Here is a 14,099-nt window from a genome sequence, read left to right as displayed (position 1 = left end):
CCGACCACCGAGATCAGCACCACCAGTGCCGTACCGAGCAGCGCCACCACCAGCTCGCGCGCCGCCCAGTCACGGTACAGGCCGACCAGCAGGGTCAGCAGCAGGCAGGCGGCCAGGCCGCCGTACAGCCCTTCCCAGCTTTTGCCGGGACTGACCTGCACGGCCAGCTTGCGCCGACCAAAACGCTTGCCGCTGAAGTAGGCACCGATGTCGGCGGTCCACACCAGCAGCATCACCGCGAGGATCAGGCTGTTGCCCTGCGGCCACTGCTTGAGCAGCAGCAGGCCCTGCCAGGCCGGCAGCAGGATCAGCAGACCGAGCAGCAGACGCACCGGCAGCGCCTGCCAGGCCCGACTGCTGGCCGGATAGCCGAGCACCAGACCGATCGCCGCCAGCCACCAGAGCACCGCCAGCGCCAGCAGCGGACCGGCCAGTTGTGGCAACTGGTACAGCCCCAGCAGCAGCAGCGCCACTCCCGCGGCATAACCGGTTCGCAGCGACTGCGCCTCGAAACCGGCGAGGCGCGCCCACTCCCAGGCACCCAGGCAGACGATGGCCGCGACGAACAGGGCAAACCAGCCACCCTGCAGCAGGAAGAAGCCACCCAGGGCGATGGGCAGCAGGCACAGGGCGGTGATGATGCGCTGTTTCAGCATGTAGGCTTCCGTTGTTCCGCGGCCACCTGTTCGCTGGTCTTGCCAAACCGGCGCTGGCGACGGGCAAAGTCGGCCAGCGCGGTGCGCATGGCCTCGTGCTTGAAGTCGGGCCAGAGCAGCTCGGAGAAATACAGCTCGGCGTAGGCCAACTGCCAGAGCAGGAAATTGCTGATGCGCTGCTCTCCGCCGGTACGGATGCACAGGTCGACCGGCGGCTGCGTGCCGGTGGACAGGCAGCGCTGCAGCAGGTCGGGGGTGATCTCGTCGGCCTGCAGATGGCCGGCCGCCACCTCGCGCGCCAGGCGCTGGGCCGCCTGGGTGATGTCCCACTGGCCACCGTAATTGGCCGCCACCTGCAGCAGCAGGCCGTCCCCACCGGCAGTCAGCTGCTCGGCTTCGGCCATCGCCGCCTGCAGCTCGGGCTGGAAGCGCGAGCGGTCGCCGAGAATGCGCAGACGGATGCCGTTGACGGCGAGCTTCTTCACCTCGCGACGCAGGGCCATGAGGAACAGGCCCATCAGCGCACCGACCTCGTCGGCCGGACGCTGCCAGTTCTCGCTGGAGAAGGCGAACAGGGTCAGCACCTCGACACCCGCCTCGGCGCACGCCTCGACCACCGCACGCACCGCATCGACGCCCGCCTTGTGACCGGCGACGCCCGGCATGAAGCGCTTCTTCGCCCAGCGGTTGTTGCCATCCATGATGATGGCAACATGGCGCGGCGTGCCGGGCGGGGCCGTTTGCTTCGTCTTGTCCATGACTGTCATCCGACCGTCAAACGGCCATCAGGTCGGTTTCCTTGGCCTCGAGGGCCTTCTCGACTTCACCGACGGCCTTGTCGGTGAGCTTCTGCACTTCGTCGGCGGCGCGACGTTCGTCGTCCTCGCTGATTTCCTTTTCCTTGACCAGATCCTTGAGCTGGGCCAGGGCATCGCGACGGATGTTGCGGATCGCCACACGGGCGTTTTCCGCCTCGGAGCGCGCCTGCTTGGTGTAGCCCTTGCGGGTTTCCTCGGTCAGCGCCGGCATCGGCACGCGGATGGTGGTGCCCGCGGTGGCCGGATTGAGGCCCAGGTCGGACGTCATGATGGCCTTCTCGACGGCCTGGATCATGCTCTTGTCGAACACGGTCAGGGCCAGGGTGCGCGAGTCTTCGGCGATCACGTTGGCGACCTGGCGCAGCGGGGTGTCGGAGCCGTAGTAGGACACCATGACGCTGTCCAGGATGCTCGGATGGGCACGACCGGTGCGGATCTTGGCGAAGGCGTGATCCAGCGACTCCAGCGACTTCTTCATGCGCTCCTGCGCGTCTTTCTTGATCTCGTTGATCATTCTCAACCCTCCTCGACCAGGGTGCCTTCGGCGCCCCCGACAACAATATTAAGCAAGGCTCCGGGCTTGTTCATGTTGAACACCCGCAGCGGCATCTTGTGATCGCGGCACAGGCAGATGGCCGTCAGGTCCATCACGCCCAGCTTGCGATCGAGCACCTCGTCATAGGTCAGATGCTCGAATTTCTCGGCATTCGGATCCTTGAACGGGTCGGCAGTGTACACGCCATCGACCTTGGTCGCCTTGAGGACCAGATCGGCATTGACCTCGATACCGCGCAGGCAGGCCGCCGAGTCGGTGGTGAAGAACGGATTGCCGGTACCGGCGGAGAAGATCACCACTTCACCGCTCTGCAGATGGCGCACGGCCTTGCGACGGTCGTAGTGGTCGGTCACGCCGACCATGGAGATCGCCGACATCACCAGGGCCGGGATGTTCGAGCGCTCCAGCGCGTCGCGCATGGCCAGCGAGTTCATCACTGTAGCCAGCATGCCCATGTGGTCGCCGGTGACCCGGTCCATGCCGGCGGCACTCAGCGCGGCGCCGCGGAACAGGTTGCCGCCGCCGATGACCAGACCGACCTGGACGCCGATACCCACCAGCTGGCCGATCTCCAGGGCCATGCGGTCGAGCACCTTGGGATCGATACCAAAGTCCTCGCTGCCCATCAGCGCTTCACCGCTGAGCTTGAGCAAAATACGTTTGTAGCGGGCTTGGCGACCACTCAGCTGGGCCATACGAATCTCCTGCGGCAGTGTGATGTTGCGAATAACCGGCTCTTTTCGCGCGCCGGCGCGGCTTTGACCACGACGGCAAGAACCCGTGCCCCCATGGCACCGAAAAAACTGATTCCCTTCATTCTTGTACGGCAGGCCAAAGCCCGCCATGCCGCAAAGAAAAGGCTGCGCGCGGAAGCGGGCAGCCTTTTCTCGAACGGCATCAGAGCATCTTACTGCTGGGTGGCAGCCACCTGGGCAGCAACTTCGGCAGCGAAGTCGACTTCGGCCTTCTCGATGCCCTCACCCACTTCGTAGCGGACGAAGGAAACGATTTCGGCACCGGCCTGCTTGGCCAGCTCGCCGACCTTGACGTCGGGGTTCTTGACGAAGGGCTGCTCGATCAGGCTGGCCTCGGCGAGGAACTTGCTGATGCGGCCCTTGACCATGTTCTCGACGATGTTCTCCGGCTTGCCGGCGATCTTGTCGGCGTTCAGCGCCAGGAAGATTTCCTTTTCCTTGGCAACGGCTTCTTCGGAAACCTCGGCCGAGCTCAGGAACTGCGGGTTGCTGGCCGCCACGTGCATGGCGATTTCGCGCGCCAGCTCGGCATTGCCGCCCTTGAGGACGACCAGAACGCCGATGCGGTGACCGTGCAGGTAGGAACCCACCACGTCGCCTTCCACGCGGGTCAGACGGCGGATGTTGACGTTCTCGCCGCACTTGGCGACCAGAGCCTCACGGGCCGACTCGCGGGAAGCGATCAGCGGAGCCACGTCGGTCAGCTGCTCGGCAAAGGCTTGCTCGAGGCTGTCGGCGACGAAGCCCTTGAAGTCGTCCTGCAGAGCCAGGAAGTCGGTCTGCGAGTTGACTTCGAGGATCACGGCCGCCTTGTTGTCGTCGGCCACCTTGACGGCGATGGAGCCTTCGGCGGCGATGTTGCCAGCCTTCTTGGCAGCCTTGATCGCACCAGCGGCGCGCATGTCGTCGATGGCTTTTTCGATGTCGCCACCGGCGGCAGTCAGGGCTTTCTTGCAATCCATCATGCCTTGGCCAGTGCGCTCGCGCAGTTCTTTAACCAGGGCTGCAGTAATCTCTGCCATGTTCGGATTCCTCTAGAGTTGCTCTAAACCAGTTCGCCCGGCGGGCCGGGCGGCAATTCGGAGTTGGCAAAAAGGGGGCCTAGCCCCCTTTTTGCGCACCGCAAAACGCTTGGCGCGCCGGGCGCTTAGCCTTCGGCGGCTTCGGACGCAGCGGCTTCGACGAACACGTCGCCGGCACCGGCCTTGGCCTTGCCGTTCAGCACGGCGTCGGCCATCGAGCCCAGGTACAGCTGCACGGCGCGGATGGCGTCGTCGTTACCCGGGATGATGTAGTCCACACCTTCCGGGCTGCTGTTGGTATCGACGATGCCGATGACCGGGATGCCCAGCTTGTTGGCTTCGGTGATGGCGATGCGCTCGTGGTCAACGTCAACCACGAACAGAGCGTCCGGCAGGCCGCCCATGTCCTTGATACCACCCAGGCTGCGCTCCAGCTTTTCCAGATCGCGGGTACGCATCAGCGCTTCTTTCTTGGTCAGCTTCTCGAAGGTGCCGTCCTGGGACTGGACTTCCAGATCGCGCAGGCGCTTGATCGAGGCGCGGATGGTCTTGAAGTTGGTCAGCATGCCGCCGAGCCAGCGGTGATCGATGAACGGCATGCCGCAACGGGCCGCTTCTTCACGAACGATCTTGCCAGCGGAGCGCTTGGTGCCGACGAACAGGATCTTGTTCTTGCCAGCAGCCAGCTTCTCAACGAAGGCCAGGGCCTCGTTGAACATCGGCAGGGTTTTTTCGAGGTTGATGATGTGAATCTTGTTGCGCGCGCCGAAGATGTACTTGCCCATCTTCGGGTTCCAGTAACGGGTCTGGTGGCCGAAGTGGCAGCCGGCTTTCAGCATATCGCGCATGTTGACTTGGGACATTTCTATTCCTCGATAAGTCGGGTTGAGCCTCCACGCATCCCAAAATCCAACCCTTGCGGGCACCCAGGATAATTGTGTCGATGCGTGTGTGGTTTCGATGGCTTTGCGGGACCACCCCGAAAAGCGCCGCGCTTTATACCATAGCTGAACGCTGGGCGAAACCCGCCGACATGCCGCGCCGGCCGTCCGCAGCGGCAGGCGGGTCTGTTAGAATGACATCCCTTCCTGTTTATCAAGGCAGGCGCGCTGCGCCAGAGAGAGCTGATGACCGTCACCATCAAGACCCCCGGGGAAATCGAGAAAATGCGTGTGGCCGGCCGCCTGGCCGCCGACGTGCTGGAGATGATCGAGGAGCACGTCAAGGCCGGCGTCACCACCGAGCAGCTCGACCGCCTATGCCACGACTATATCGTCGACGTGCAGCAGGCGATCCCGGCGCCGCTCAACTACAAGGGCTTCCCCAAGTCGATCTGCACCTCGATCAACCATGTGGTCTGCCACGGCATCCCCAACGACAAGCCGCTCAAGGATGGCGATATCCTCAATATCGACATCACCGTGATCAAGGACGGCTACTTCGGCGACACCAGCAAGATGTTCCTGGTCGGCAAGGTGCCGGAGTGGGCCGAGCGCCTCTGCCAGGTCACCCAGGAGTGCCTGTACAAGGGCATCTCGCTGGTACGTCCCGGCGCGCACCTGGGCGACATCGGCGAGGTCATCCAGAAGCATGCGGAGAAAAACGGCTACTCGGTGGTCCGCGAGTACTGCGGCCACGGCATCGGCAACGTGTTCCACGAGGAACCGCAGGTGCTGCACTACGGGCGCGCCGGCACCGGCCTCGAGCTCAAGGCCGGGATGACCTTCACCATCGAGCCGATGATCAATCAGGGCCGCTACGAGACCCGCCTGCTCGGCGACGGCTGGACCGCGATCACCAAGGACCGCAAGCTCTCCGCCCAGTACGAGCACACCATCCTGGTGACCGAGACCGGCTGCGAGATCCTCACCCTGCGCAGCGACGACACCATCACCCGCTGCCTGCCCTGAGTCGCCCACCCCAGCCACGCTGAATGGAGATCGCCCGATGCCTGCGATGGAAATGGATAACGAGCTGTTCGACCGCGGCCAGTTCCAGGCCGAACTGGCCCTGAAGAGCAGCCCGATCGCCGCCTTCAAGAAAGCCATCCGCCAGGCTACCGAGACGCTCGACGGGCGCTTTTCCTTCAGCTGCGACATCCGCCGCCTGATCACCGACCGCGCCTGGTTCGTCGACCAGATCCTCAGCGAGGCCTGGGCGCGCTTCGACTGGGGCGACAGCGACGCCATCGCCCTGGTCGCGGTCGGCGGCTACGGCCGCGGCGAGCTGCACCCGCACTCGGACATCGACATCCTGATCCTGCTCGACGGCGCGCAGCACGAACGCCTGCGCGCGCCGATCGAGGGCTTCCTCACCCTGCTGTGGGACATCGGCCTGGAGATCGGCCAGAGCGTGCGCTCGGTGGAGGAATGCGCCAGCGAGGCGCGCGCCGACCTGACGGTGATCACCAACCTGATGGAAAGCCGCACCATCGCCGGCCCCGACAGCCTGCGCCAGCGCATGCAGGAGGCCACCAGCACGGCACACATGTGGCCGGCCCGCGAGTTCTTCCTCGCCAAGCGCGCCGAACAGCGCGCCCGCCACGCCAAGTACAACGACACCGAATACAACCTCGAGCCCAACGTCAAGGGCTCGCCGGGCGGGCTACGCGACCTGCAGCACATCCTCTGGGTGACCTGCCGCCAGTACGGCACCCTGACCCTGGAGACCCTCGTCACCCGCGGCCTGCTGACCCAGAACGAATACGAGCTGCTGGGTGCCGGGCAGACCTTCCTGTGGAAAGTGCGCTATGCCCTGCACATGATCGCCGGCCGCGCCGAGGACCGCATGCTGTTCGACCACCAGCGCCGCCTGGCCGGCATGTTCGGTTTCGAGACCAGCGACACCAAGCTGGCGGTCGAGCAGTTCATGCAGAAGTACTACCGCATGGTGATGGCCACCGCCGAGCTGAGCGACCTGGTCAACCAGATCCTCGAGGAGCTGCTGCTCGAGCAGACCGAGCCCGACCCGGCACGCAAGCTCAACGCGCGCTTCCAGGTGCGCAACGGCTTCATCGAGGCCAGCGCGCCGAACGTGTTCAAGCGCAGCCCCAGCGCCATCCTCGAGATCTTCGTGCTGATGGCCCAGCACCCAGAGATCCGCGGTGTGCGCTCCGGCACCATCCGTCTGCTGCGCGACCACCGCCACCTGATCGACGACAAGTTCCGCCACGACCTGCGCAACACCAGCCTGTTCGTCGAGCTGTTCAAGTCCCACGAGGGCATCCACCGCAACCTGCGGCGGATGAACCGCTACGGCATCCTCGGCCGCTACCTGCCCGAGTTCGGCCACATCATCGGCCAGATGCAGCACGACCTGTTCCACATCTATACGGTCGACGCGCACACCCTCAACCTGATCAAGCACCTGCGCAAGCTCGACCGCCCGGAGCAGGCCGAGAAGTTCCCGCTGGCCAGCGAGCTGATGGCCCAGCTGCCCAAGCCCGAGCTGGTCTACTTCGCCGGGCTGTTCCACGACATCGCCAAGGGCCGCGGCGGCGACCACTCCGAACTGGGTGCCCAGGATGCCCTGGCCTTCTGCGCCCGCCACCACCTGCCGCCGTGGGACAGCCGGCTGATCGCCTGGCTGGTCAAGAACCACCTGATCATGTCCACCACCGCGCAGCGCAAGGACCTCTCCGATCCGCAGGTGATCCACGACTTCGCCAGCACGGTGGGCGACCAGACCCACCTCGACTACCTCTACGTGCTGACCGTGGCCGACATCAACGCCACCAACCCGACGCTGTGGAACTCCTGGCGCGCCTCGCTGATGCGCCAGCTGTACGCCGAGACCAAGCGTGCGCTGCGCCGCGGCCTGGAGAACCCGATCGACCGCGAGGAGCAGATCCGCGAGAACCAACATGCCGCCCTCGACCTGCTGCGCGCCCGCGACGTGGTCGACAGCGACGCAGCCGAGCAGCTGTGGACCCAGCTCGGCGACGACTACTTCCTGCGCCACTCGGGCGCCGACATCGCCTGGCACGCCGAGGCCATCCTGCAGCATCCGCATGACGGCGCGCCGCTGGTGCTGATCAAGGAAACCACCCAGCGCGAATTCGAGGGCGGCACGCAGATCTTCATCTACGCCCCCGACCAGCACGACTTCTTCGCGGTGACCGTGGCGGCCATGGACCAACTCAACCTGAACATTCAGGACGCGCGCATCCTCACCTCGACCAGCCAGTTCACCCTCGACACCTACGTGGTGCTGGACGCCGACGGCGGCTCGATCGGCGACGATCCGCAGCGCATCGCCGAGATCCGCCAGGGCCTGGTCGATGCGCTGAAGAACCCGCAGGACTACAGCACCATCATCAAGCGGCGGGTGCCGCGCCAGCTGAAGAGCTTCGGCTTCGCCCCGCAGGTGACCATCCACACCGACGCCCAGCGCCCGCTCAGCATCATCGAGGTGATCGCCCCCGACCGCCCCGGCCTGCTCGCCCGCGTCGGACAGATCTTCCTCGACTTCGACCTGTCGGTGCAGAACGCCAAGATCGCCACCCTCGGCGAGCGCGTGGAAGACGTGTTCTTCGTCACCGACGCCCACCATCAGCCGCTGTCCGACCCGGAACTCTGCGCCCGCCTGCAGGAATCCCTGGTCCGTCAGCTTTCCGACACCCAGGACAGCCTGATCACGCCGTCCCGCATCAGCTTCTGAACAGGAACCCTTGATGAACCGAGCCCTCGACCTCCTGCAGCCCTACCCGTTCGAAAAGCTGCGCGCCCTGCTGGCCGGCGCCCAGCCGCCGGCTGACAAGAAGGCGATCGCCCTGTCCATCGGCGAGCCCAAGCACCGCTCGCCGGACTTCGTCGCCAAGGCGCTGGCCGACAACCTCGACCAGCTCGCCGTCTACCCGACCACCATCGGCCTGCCGGCCCTGCGCGAGGCCATTGCCGGCTGGTGCGAGCGCCGCTTCGGCGTGCCCGCCGGCTGGCTCGACCCGACCAAGCATGTGCTGCCGGTCAACGGCACCCGCGAGGCGCTGTTCGCCTTTACCCAGGCGGTGGTCGACCGTAGCCCCGACGCCCTGGTGGTCAGCCCCAACCCCTTCTACCAGATCTACGAAGGCGCCACCCTGCTCGCCGGTGCCACCCCGCACTACCTGCCGTGCCTGGCCGAGAACGGCTTCAATCCGGACTTCGACGCCGTACCGGCCGACGTCTGGCAGCGCTGTCAGATCCTGTTCATCTGCTCGCCGGGCAACCCCACCGGCGCGCTGGTGCCGCTGGATACCCTGAAGAAGCTGATCGCCCTGGCCGACCAGTACGACTTCGTGATCGCCGCCGACGAGTGCTACAGCGAGCTGTACTTCGACGAGCAGAACCCGCCCGCTGGCCTGCTGAACGCCTGCGCCGAACTCGGCCGCAGCGACTTCAAGCGCTGCGTGGTATTCCACAGCCTGTCCAAGCGCTCCAACCTGCCGGGCCTGCGCTCCGGCTTCGTCGCCGGCGATGCCGAGATCCTCAAGCCGTTCCTGCTCTATCGCACCTACCACGGCTGCGCCATGCCGGTGCAGACCCAGCGGGCCAGCATCGCCGCCTGGAACGACGAGGAGCACGTGCGCGCCAACCGCGTGCTGTACCGCGAGAAATTCGACGCCGTGCTGGAAGTGCTCGGCGGCGCGCTGGAGGTCGAGCGGCCCGACGGCGGCTTCTACCTGTGGGCGAAGACTCCGGTGGACGATGCGACCTTCACCCGCGAACTGTTCGAGCGCGAGCACGTCACCGTGGTGCCCGGCTCCTACCTGTCGCGCGAAGTCGACGGCGTCAGTCCGGGGGCCAACCGCGTGCGCATGGCCCTGGTCGCCCCGCTGGCCGAGTGCGTCGAAGCGGCCGAACGTATCCGCAACTACCTGGAGACCCGTCAGGGATGATGACCGAACCGCTCAACGTGATGACCGCGCTGATCGGCAGCGGCATGCTGCTGCTGGGCATCGGCTACAGCCAGCGCGAGAGCAACGCCGGCGTCGGCCTGCTGGCGGTCGGCGTGCTGGTCATGCTGTCGTCGCTGTTCTACCGCCTGTACCTGGCCTTTGCCTGACCCGGAGCCCGCCATGACCGAACTGTGCCTGTACGGCATCAAAGCGTGCGACACCATGAAGAAGGCCCGCAGCTGGCTTGACGCGCAGGGCCTGAGCTACCGTTTCCACGACTACAAGGCGGCCGGCATCGACCGTGCCAGCCTGGAGCAGTGGTGCGACGAGCACGGCTGGGACAAGGTTCTCAACCGCGCCGGCACCACCTTTCGCAAGCTTGCCGACGAGCAGAAGGCCGACCTCGACCAGGCCCGCGCCATCGAACTGATGCTCGCCCAGCCCTCGATGATCAAGCGCCCGCTGCTCGACCTCGGCGAGCGCACCCTGCTTGGCTTCAAACCGGAACTCTATGCCGCGGCGCTCGCCTGAGCCCGCCGGCTGAATACCTGAAAGGAAAAACCCATGTCGCAGAATCTCTACAGCATCGCCTTCGGCGTCGGCACCCAGAACCGCCAGGGCGCCTGGCTGGAAGTCTTCTACGCCCAGCCGCTGCTCAACCCGGCCGCCGAGCTGGTCGCCGCAGCCGCCGACACCCTCGGCTACCAGGGCGGCAACCAGACCATCGCGATGACCAACCACCAGGCCCATGACCTGGCGGGTGCCTTCAAGGGCATCGACGCCGTGCAGGCCGCCCTGCTGACCCGTCTGGCCGAGAGCCGCAAGCCGCTGGTCGCCGTGCTGCTGGCCGAGGACGCCGCCCCGGCCACCACGCCGGAGGCCTACCTCAAGCTGCACCTGCTGTCGCACCGCCTGGTCAAGCCGCACGGCACCAGCCTGGCCGGCATCTTCCCGCTGCTGCCCAACGTGGCGTGGACCAACGAAGGCGCCGTCGACCTCGGCGAACTGGCCGAGCGCCAGCTGGAAGCCCGCCTGAAGGGCGAGCTGCTGGAAGTGTTCGCGGTGGACAAGTTCCCGAAAATGACCGACTACGTGGTGCCGAGCGGCGTGCGCATTGCCGATACCGCCCGCGTGCGTCTGGGCGCCTACGTCGGCGAAGGCACCACCGTGATGCACGAAGGCTTCATCAACTTCAACGCCGGCACCGCCGGTCCGGGCATGATCGAAGGCCGCGTCTCCGCCGGCGTGTTCGTCGGCAAGGGCTCGGACCTGGGCGGCGGCTGCTCGACCATGGGCACCCTGTCCGGCGGCGGCAACATCGTGATTTCCGTTGGCGAAGGCTGCCTGATCGGCGCCAACGCCGGCATCGGCATCCCGCTGGGCAACCGCTGCACCGTGGAGTCCGGCCTGTACATCACCGCCGGCACCAAGGTCGCCGTGCTCGACGACCAGGGCAGCCTGGTGGAAGTGGTCAAGGCGCGCGACATCGCCGGCCAGGACGATCTGCTGCTGCGCCGCAACTCGCAGACCGGTGCGGTCGAGTGCAAGACCAACAAGACCGCGATCGAGCTCAACGAAGTGCTGCACGCGCACAACTGAGTAATGGCTGGGCTGGCGACCGCCAGCCCAGCTCGCTTGACCAGCACAGGCGCGAGCGTCGCCTCGCTACCGCATCCCGACTACAGTTGCACCGACACCACCCGCTGCTTCATCGAAGGGTATCTGCCCCATGTCCCTGCCCTCCCCCTGGCGCGCCGACTTCCCGGCCTTCGCCGCCTTCACCGCCAGCCGCCAGACCTATCTGGACACCGCCGCCACCGCGCAGAAGCCGCAGGCGGTGCTGGATGCCCTGCTCGACCACTACGCCGGCGGCGCCGCCAACGTGCACCGCGCCCAGCATGCGCCCGGCGAGCGCGCCACCCTGGCCTTCGAGGGCGCCCGCGAGAAGGTGGCGCAGTGGCTGAATGCGGACAATCCCAACGAGATCGTCTTCACCCGCGGCAGCACCGAAGGCCTCAACCTGCTGGCCTACGGTCTCGAGCACCTGTTCAACGCCGGCGACGAGATCGTCATCAGCGCCCTCGAACACCACGCCAACCTGCTGCCCTGGCAGCAGCTGGCACTGCGCCGCGACCTCAAGCTGGTGATCCTGCCGCTGGATGGCGCCGGCGATATCGACCTGCAACAGGCCGCCCAGCTGATCGGCCCACGCACCCGCCTGCTCGCCGTCAGCCAGCTGTCCAATGTGCTCGGCCGCTGGCAGCCGCTGCAGCCCCTGCTGGCCCTGGCCCGCGCCCAAGGCGCGCTGAGCGTGGTCGACGGCGCCCAGGGCGTGGTGCACGGCCGCCACGATGTGACCGCGCTGGGCTGCGACTTCTACGTGTTTTCCGGCCACAAGCTCTACGCCCCGGACGGCATCGGCGTGCTCTACGGTCGGGCCAGGGCCATGGCCAAGCTGCGGCACTGGCAGTTCGGCGGCGAGATGGTCCAGCACGCCGACTACCAGAGCGCGCGCTTTCGCCCCGCGCCGCTGGGCTTCGAGGCCGGCACCCCGGCGATCGCCGCCGCCATCGGCCTCGGCGCGGCGCTGGACTACCTGGGCGAGCAGGACGAATACGCGCTGGCCGCCCACGAGGCCGCCCTGCACCAGCGCCTGCTCACCGGGCTGCGCCGCTTCGACGGCCTGCGCCTGCTCGGCGAACCGCACACCGCGCTGGCCAGCTTCGTGATCGATGGCGTGCACAATGCCGACCTGTCCCACCTGCTCGGCGAGCAGGGCATCGCCGTGCGCGCCGGCCAGCACTGCGCCATGCCACTGTTGCACGGCCTCGGCCTGCCGGGGGCGATCCGCGTGTCGCTCGGTCTGTACAGCGACGGCGACGACCTCGAGCGTTTCTTCGCCGCCCTCCACCACGCCCTGGACCTGCTGCGATGAACCTGCCCGAAGCCGCACGGCAAGCCCTCGCCGACTTCGCCCACTGCCCCGGCTGGGAGCAGCGCGCCCGCCTGCTGATGCAGTGGGGCGAGCGCCTGGAGCCGCTGGAGGAAACCGAGCGCTGCGAAGCCAACCGCGTGCACGGCTGCGAGAGCACGGTGTGGCTGGTGCCGGGACATGCCGGCGAACGCCTGAGTTTTCGCGCCAGCAGCGACGCCCGCCTGCTGCGCGGCCTACTGGCCCTGCTGCTGGTGCGGGTCAACGGCCTGACGGCGGCGGAGCTGGCCGCAGTCGACGTCGCCGACTGGTTCGCCCAGCTCGGCCTGGCGCGCCAGCTGTCGCCGTCGCGCAGCAATGGGCTGAATGCGGTGCTGCAGCGGATTCGCGCCCTGGCCGCCGATGCCTCCCTGTAGGGGCGAATTCATTCGCCTTGGCGAGGCATTTTGGCGAATGAATTCGCCCCTACAGCGCCATGGCACTGGCCAGGCCGGTTAGACGGCTGTCCCGGTCTTGCGCTCCGCCGGCCGCCGCGCGCCGCCCACCAGCTTGTCCACCAGGCGCGCCGCGGCGACCATGCCGAAGGTGGCGGTGACCATCATCACCGCGCCGAAGCCGCCTGCACAGTCCAGGCGCACGCCCTCGCCGGCAAAGCCCTTGGTTTGGCATACGCTGCCGTCCGCCTGCGGATAGCGCAACTGCTCGCGTGAATACACGCAGGTGATGCTGTAGGTGCGCCCCGGCGTGCGCGAGAAGTTGTAGTCGCGGCGCAGCAGCGAGCGCACCTTGGCGATCAGCGGGTCGTTGACGGTCTTGTTGAGGTCGGCGACCTGCACCTGGGTCGGATCGGCCTGCCCGCCGGCCGCGCCGGTGGTGACGATCTGGATCTTGCGCCGCTTGCACCAGCTGATCAGCGCCGCCTTGGCCGCCACGCTGTCGATGCAGTCGATCACCCCGTCGAGGTCCTCGGTGATGTACTCGGCCATGGTCTCGCGGGTGACGTAATCGGCCACCGCATGCACGGTGCAGTCTGGATTGATCGCGCGGATGCGCTCGGCCATCGCCTCGACCTTGGCGCGGCCGATGTTGCCGACATGGGCATGGACCTGCCGGTTGGTGTTGGTCACGCAGACATCGTCCAGATCGAACAGCGAAATCTCGCCAACCCCGCTGCGCGCCAGGGCCTCGGCCGCCCAGGAACCGACGCCGCCGATGCCGACCACCGCCACATGGGCGGTGGCCAGCCGCTCAAGGCCAACTCGGCCGTACAGGCGGGCAATGCCGCCGAAACGCTGCTCATCGATCTGCATGACACCCCCGAAAAAATGCGTGCGGCATTATAAGTTCGCCGGCCGCCTGCGCCCAGCGAACCGCCTTGCCCTGCTGCTGTCAAACTGGCAGCACCAGCGCGCGTGTCGCCCCCTATACAGCCCAAGGGCCACAGAGTAGGATTCGCGCGCATCGGCGTCCGCCGACCTTCTCCCC

The 14,099-nt window shown here is 66.7% G+C and carries 15 protein-coding genes; 8 read left to right on the top strand and 7 right to left on the bottom strand.

Annotated elements, in window-relative coordinates; genetic code table 11:
- The 6 genes from BMZ19_RS21485 to rpsB all read right to left on the bottom strand — a co-directional run.
- The coding region (locus tag BMZ19_RS21485) for a phosphatidate cytidylyltransferase (protein ID WP_090313719.1) at positions 1 to 656 on the bottom strand (656 nt) is incomplete at its 3' end.
- The gene (uppS, locus tag BMZ19_RS21480) at positions 650 to 1,414 is read right to left on the bottom strand and encodes a polyprenyl diphosphate synthase (protein WP_090313727.1); all 765 of its coding nucleotides are present in this window, start codon (positions 1,412 to 1,414) and stop codon (positions 650 to 652) included. The genes uppS and BMZ19_RS21485, both read right to left, overlap by 7 nt.
- 16 nt (positions 1,415 to 1,430) lie before the next feature.
- Complete coding sequence (gene frr / locus BMZ19_RS21475) at positions 1,431 to 1,988, bottom strand: ribosome recycling factor (RefSeq protein WP_090313717.1); 558 nt, start codon at positions 1,986 to 1,988, stop codon at positions 1,431 to 1,433.
- 2 nt (positions 1,989 to 1,990) lie between these two features.
- The gene (gene pyrH / locus BMZ19_RS21470; protein WP_090313714.1) at positions 1,991 to 2,725 is read right to left on the bottom strand and encodes a UMP kinase; all 735 of its coding nucleotides are present in this window, start codon (positions 2,723 to 2,725) and stop codon (positions 1,991 to 1,993) included.
- 212 nt (positions 2,726 to 2,937) lie between these two features.
- On the bottom strand, positions 2,938 to 3,807 hold the full coding sequence (tsf, locus tag BMZ19_RS21465; protein WP_090313712.1) for a translation elongation factor Ts: 870 nt from the start codon (positions 3,805 to 3,807) through the stop codon (positions 2,938 to 2,940).
- 125 nt (positions 3,808 to 3,932) lie between these two features.
- Entirely contained in the window at positions 3,933 to 4,670 is a 738-nt protein-coding gene (gene rpsB, locus BMZ19_RS21460; RefSeq protein WP_090313710.1) for a 30S ribosomal protein S2, read from the bottom strand.
- Positions 4,671 to 4,934: 264 nt separating this feature from the next.
- Here rpsB and map point away from each other — a divergent pair, with 264 nt between their 5' ends.
- The 8 genes from map to BMZ19_RS21425 all read left to right on the top strand — a co-directional run bounded on the left by map (position 4,935) and on the right by BMZ19_RS21425 (position 13,030).
- Positions 4,935 to 5,717 (top strand): type I methionyl aminopeptidase, encoded by a 783-nt coding sequence (gene map / locus BMZ19_RS21455; RefSeq protein ID WP_090313708.1) that lies wholly within the window; start codon positions 4,935 to 4,937, stop codon positions 5,715 to 5,717.
- 46 nt (positions 5,718 to 5,763) lie between these two features.
- Positions 5,764 to 8,466, top strand: a complete 2,703-nt coding sequence (locus tag BMZ19_RS21450) for a [protein-PII] uridylyltransferase (protein ID WP_425287194.1) — start codon at positions 5,764 to 5,766, stop codon at positions 8,464 to 8,466.
- A 13-nt stretch (positions 8,467 to 8,479) separates the two neighbouring features.
- Positions 8,480 to 9,682, top strand: coding sequence for a succinyldiaminopimelate transaminase (gene dapC / locus BMZ19_RS21445; protein WP_090313704.1), 1,203 nt, complete (start codon positions 8,480 to 8,482; stop codon positions 9,680 to 9,682).
- Positions 9,679 to 9,849 (top strand): hypothetical protein, encoded by a 171-nt coding sequence (locus BMZ19_RS22500; protein ID WP_170847828.1) that lies wholly within the window; start codon positions 9,679 to 9,681, stop codon positions 9,847 to 9,849. Before dapC ends, BMZ19_RS22500 begins: the two co-directional genes overlap by 4 nt.
- A gap of 13 nt (positions 9,850 to 9,862) precedes the next feature.
- Complete coding sequence (locus tag BMZ19_RS21440; RefSeq protein WP_090313702.1) at positions 9,863 to 10,213, top strand: ArsC family reductase; 351 nt, start codon at positions 9,863 to 9,865, stop codon at positions 10,211 to 10,213.
- 33 nt (positions 10,214 to 10,246) lie between these two features.
- The gene (dapD, locus tag BMZ19_RS21435) at positions 10,247 to 11,281 is read left to right on the top strand and encodes a 2,3,4,5-tetrahydropyridine-2,6-dicarboxylate N-succinyltransferase (protein WP_090313700.1); all 1,035 of its coding nucleotides are present in this window, start codon (positions 10,247 to 10,249) and stop codon (positions 11,279 to 11,281) included.
- Between the two features lie 130 nt (positions 11,282 to 11,411).
- On the top strand, positions 11,412 to 12,617 hold the full coding sequence (locus BMZ19_RS21430; RefSeq protein ID WP_090313698.1) for an aminotransferase class V-fold PLP-dependent enzyme: 1,206 nt from the start codon (positions 11,412 to 11,414) through the stop codon (positions 12,615 to 12,617).
- Positions 12,614 to 13,030 carry a SufE family protein gene (locus BMZ19_RS21425; RefSeq protein WP_090313696.1) on the top strand — a complete coding sequence of 139 codons (417 nt, stop codon included), beginning with the start codon at positions 12,614 to 12,616 and terminating at the stop codon, positions 13,028 to 13,030. The genes BMZ19_RS21430 and BMZ19_RS21425 overlap by 4 nt, the downstream gene beginning before the upstream one ends.
- 78 nt (positions 13,031 to 13,108) lie before the next feature.
- Here the strand turns inward: BMZ19_RS21425 and tcdA are convergent, their stop codons facing one another.
- Positions 13,109 to 13,924 carry a tRNA cyclic N6-threonylcarbamoyladenosine(37) synthase TcdA gene (gene tcdA, locus BMZ19_RS21420; protein ID WP_090313694.1) on the bottom strand — a complete coding sequence of 272 codons (816 nt, stop codon included), beginning with the start codon at positions 13,922 to 13,924 and terminating at the stop codon, positions 13,109 to 13,111.
- Positions 13,925 to 14,099: the final 175 nt, after the last annotated feature.

It is taken from the genome of Pseudomonas linyingensis, assembly GCF_900109175.1.
Classification (GTDB): domain Bacteria; phylum Pseudomonadota; class Gammaproteobacteria; order Pseudomonadales; family Pseudomonadaceae; genus Geopseudomonas; species Geopseudomonas linyingensis.
The sequence above is the reverse complement of the archived record's forward strand: the minus strand, read 5'-3'. Positions and strand labels throughout refer to the sequence as shown.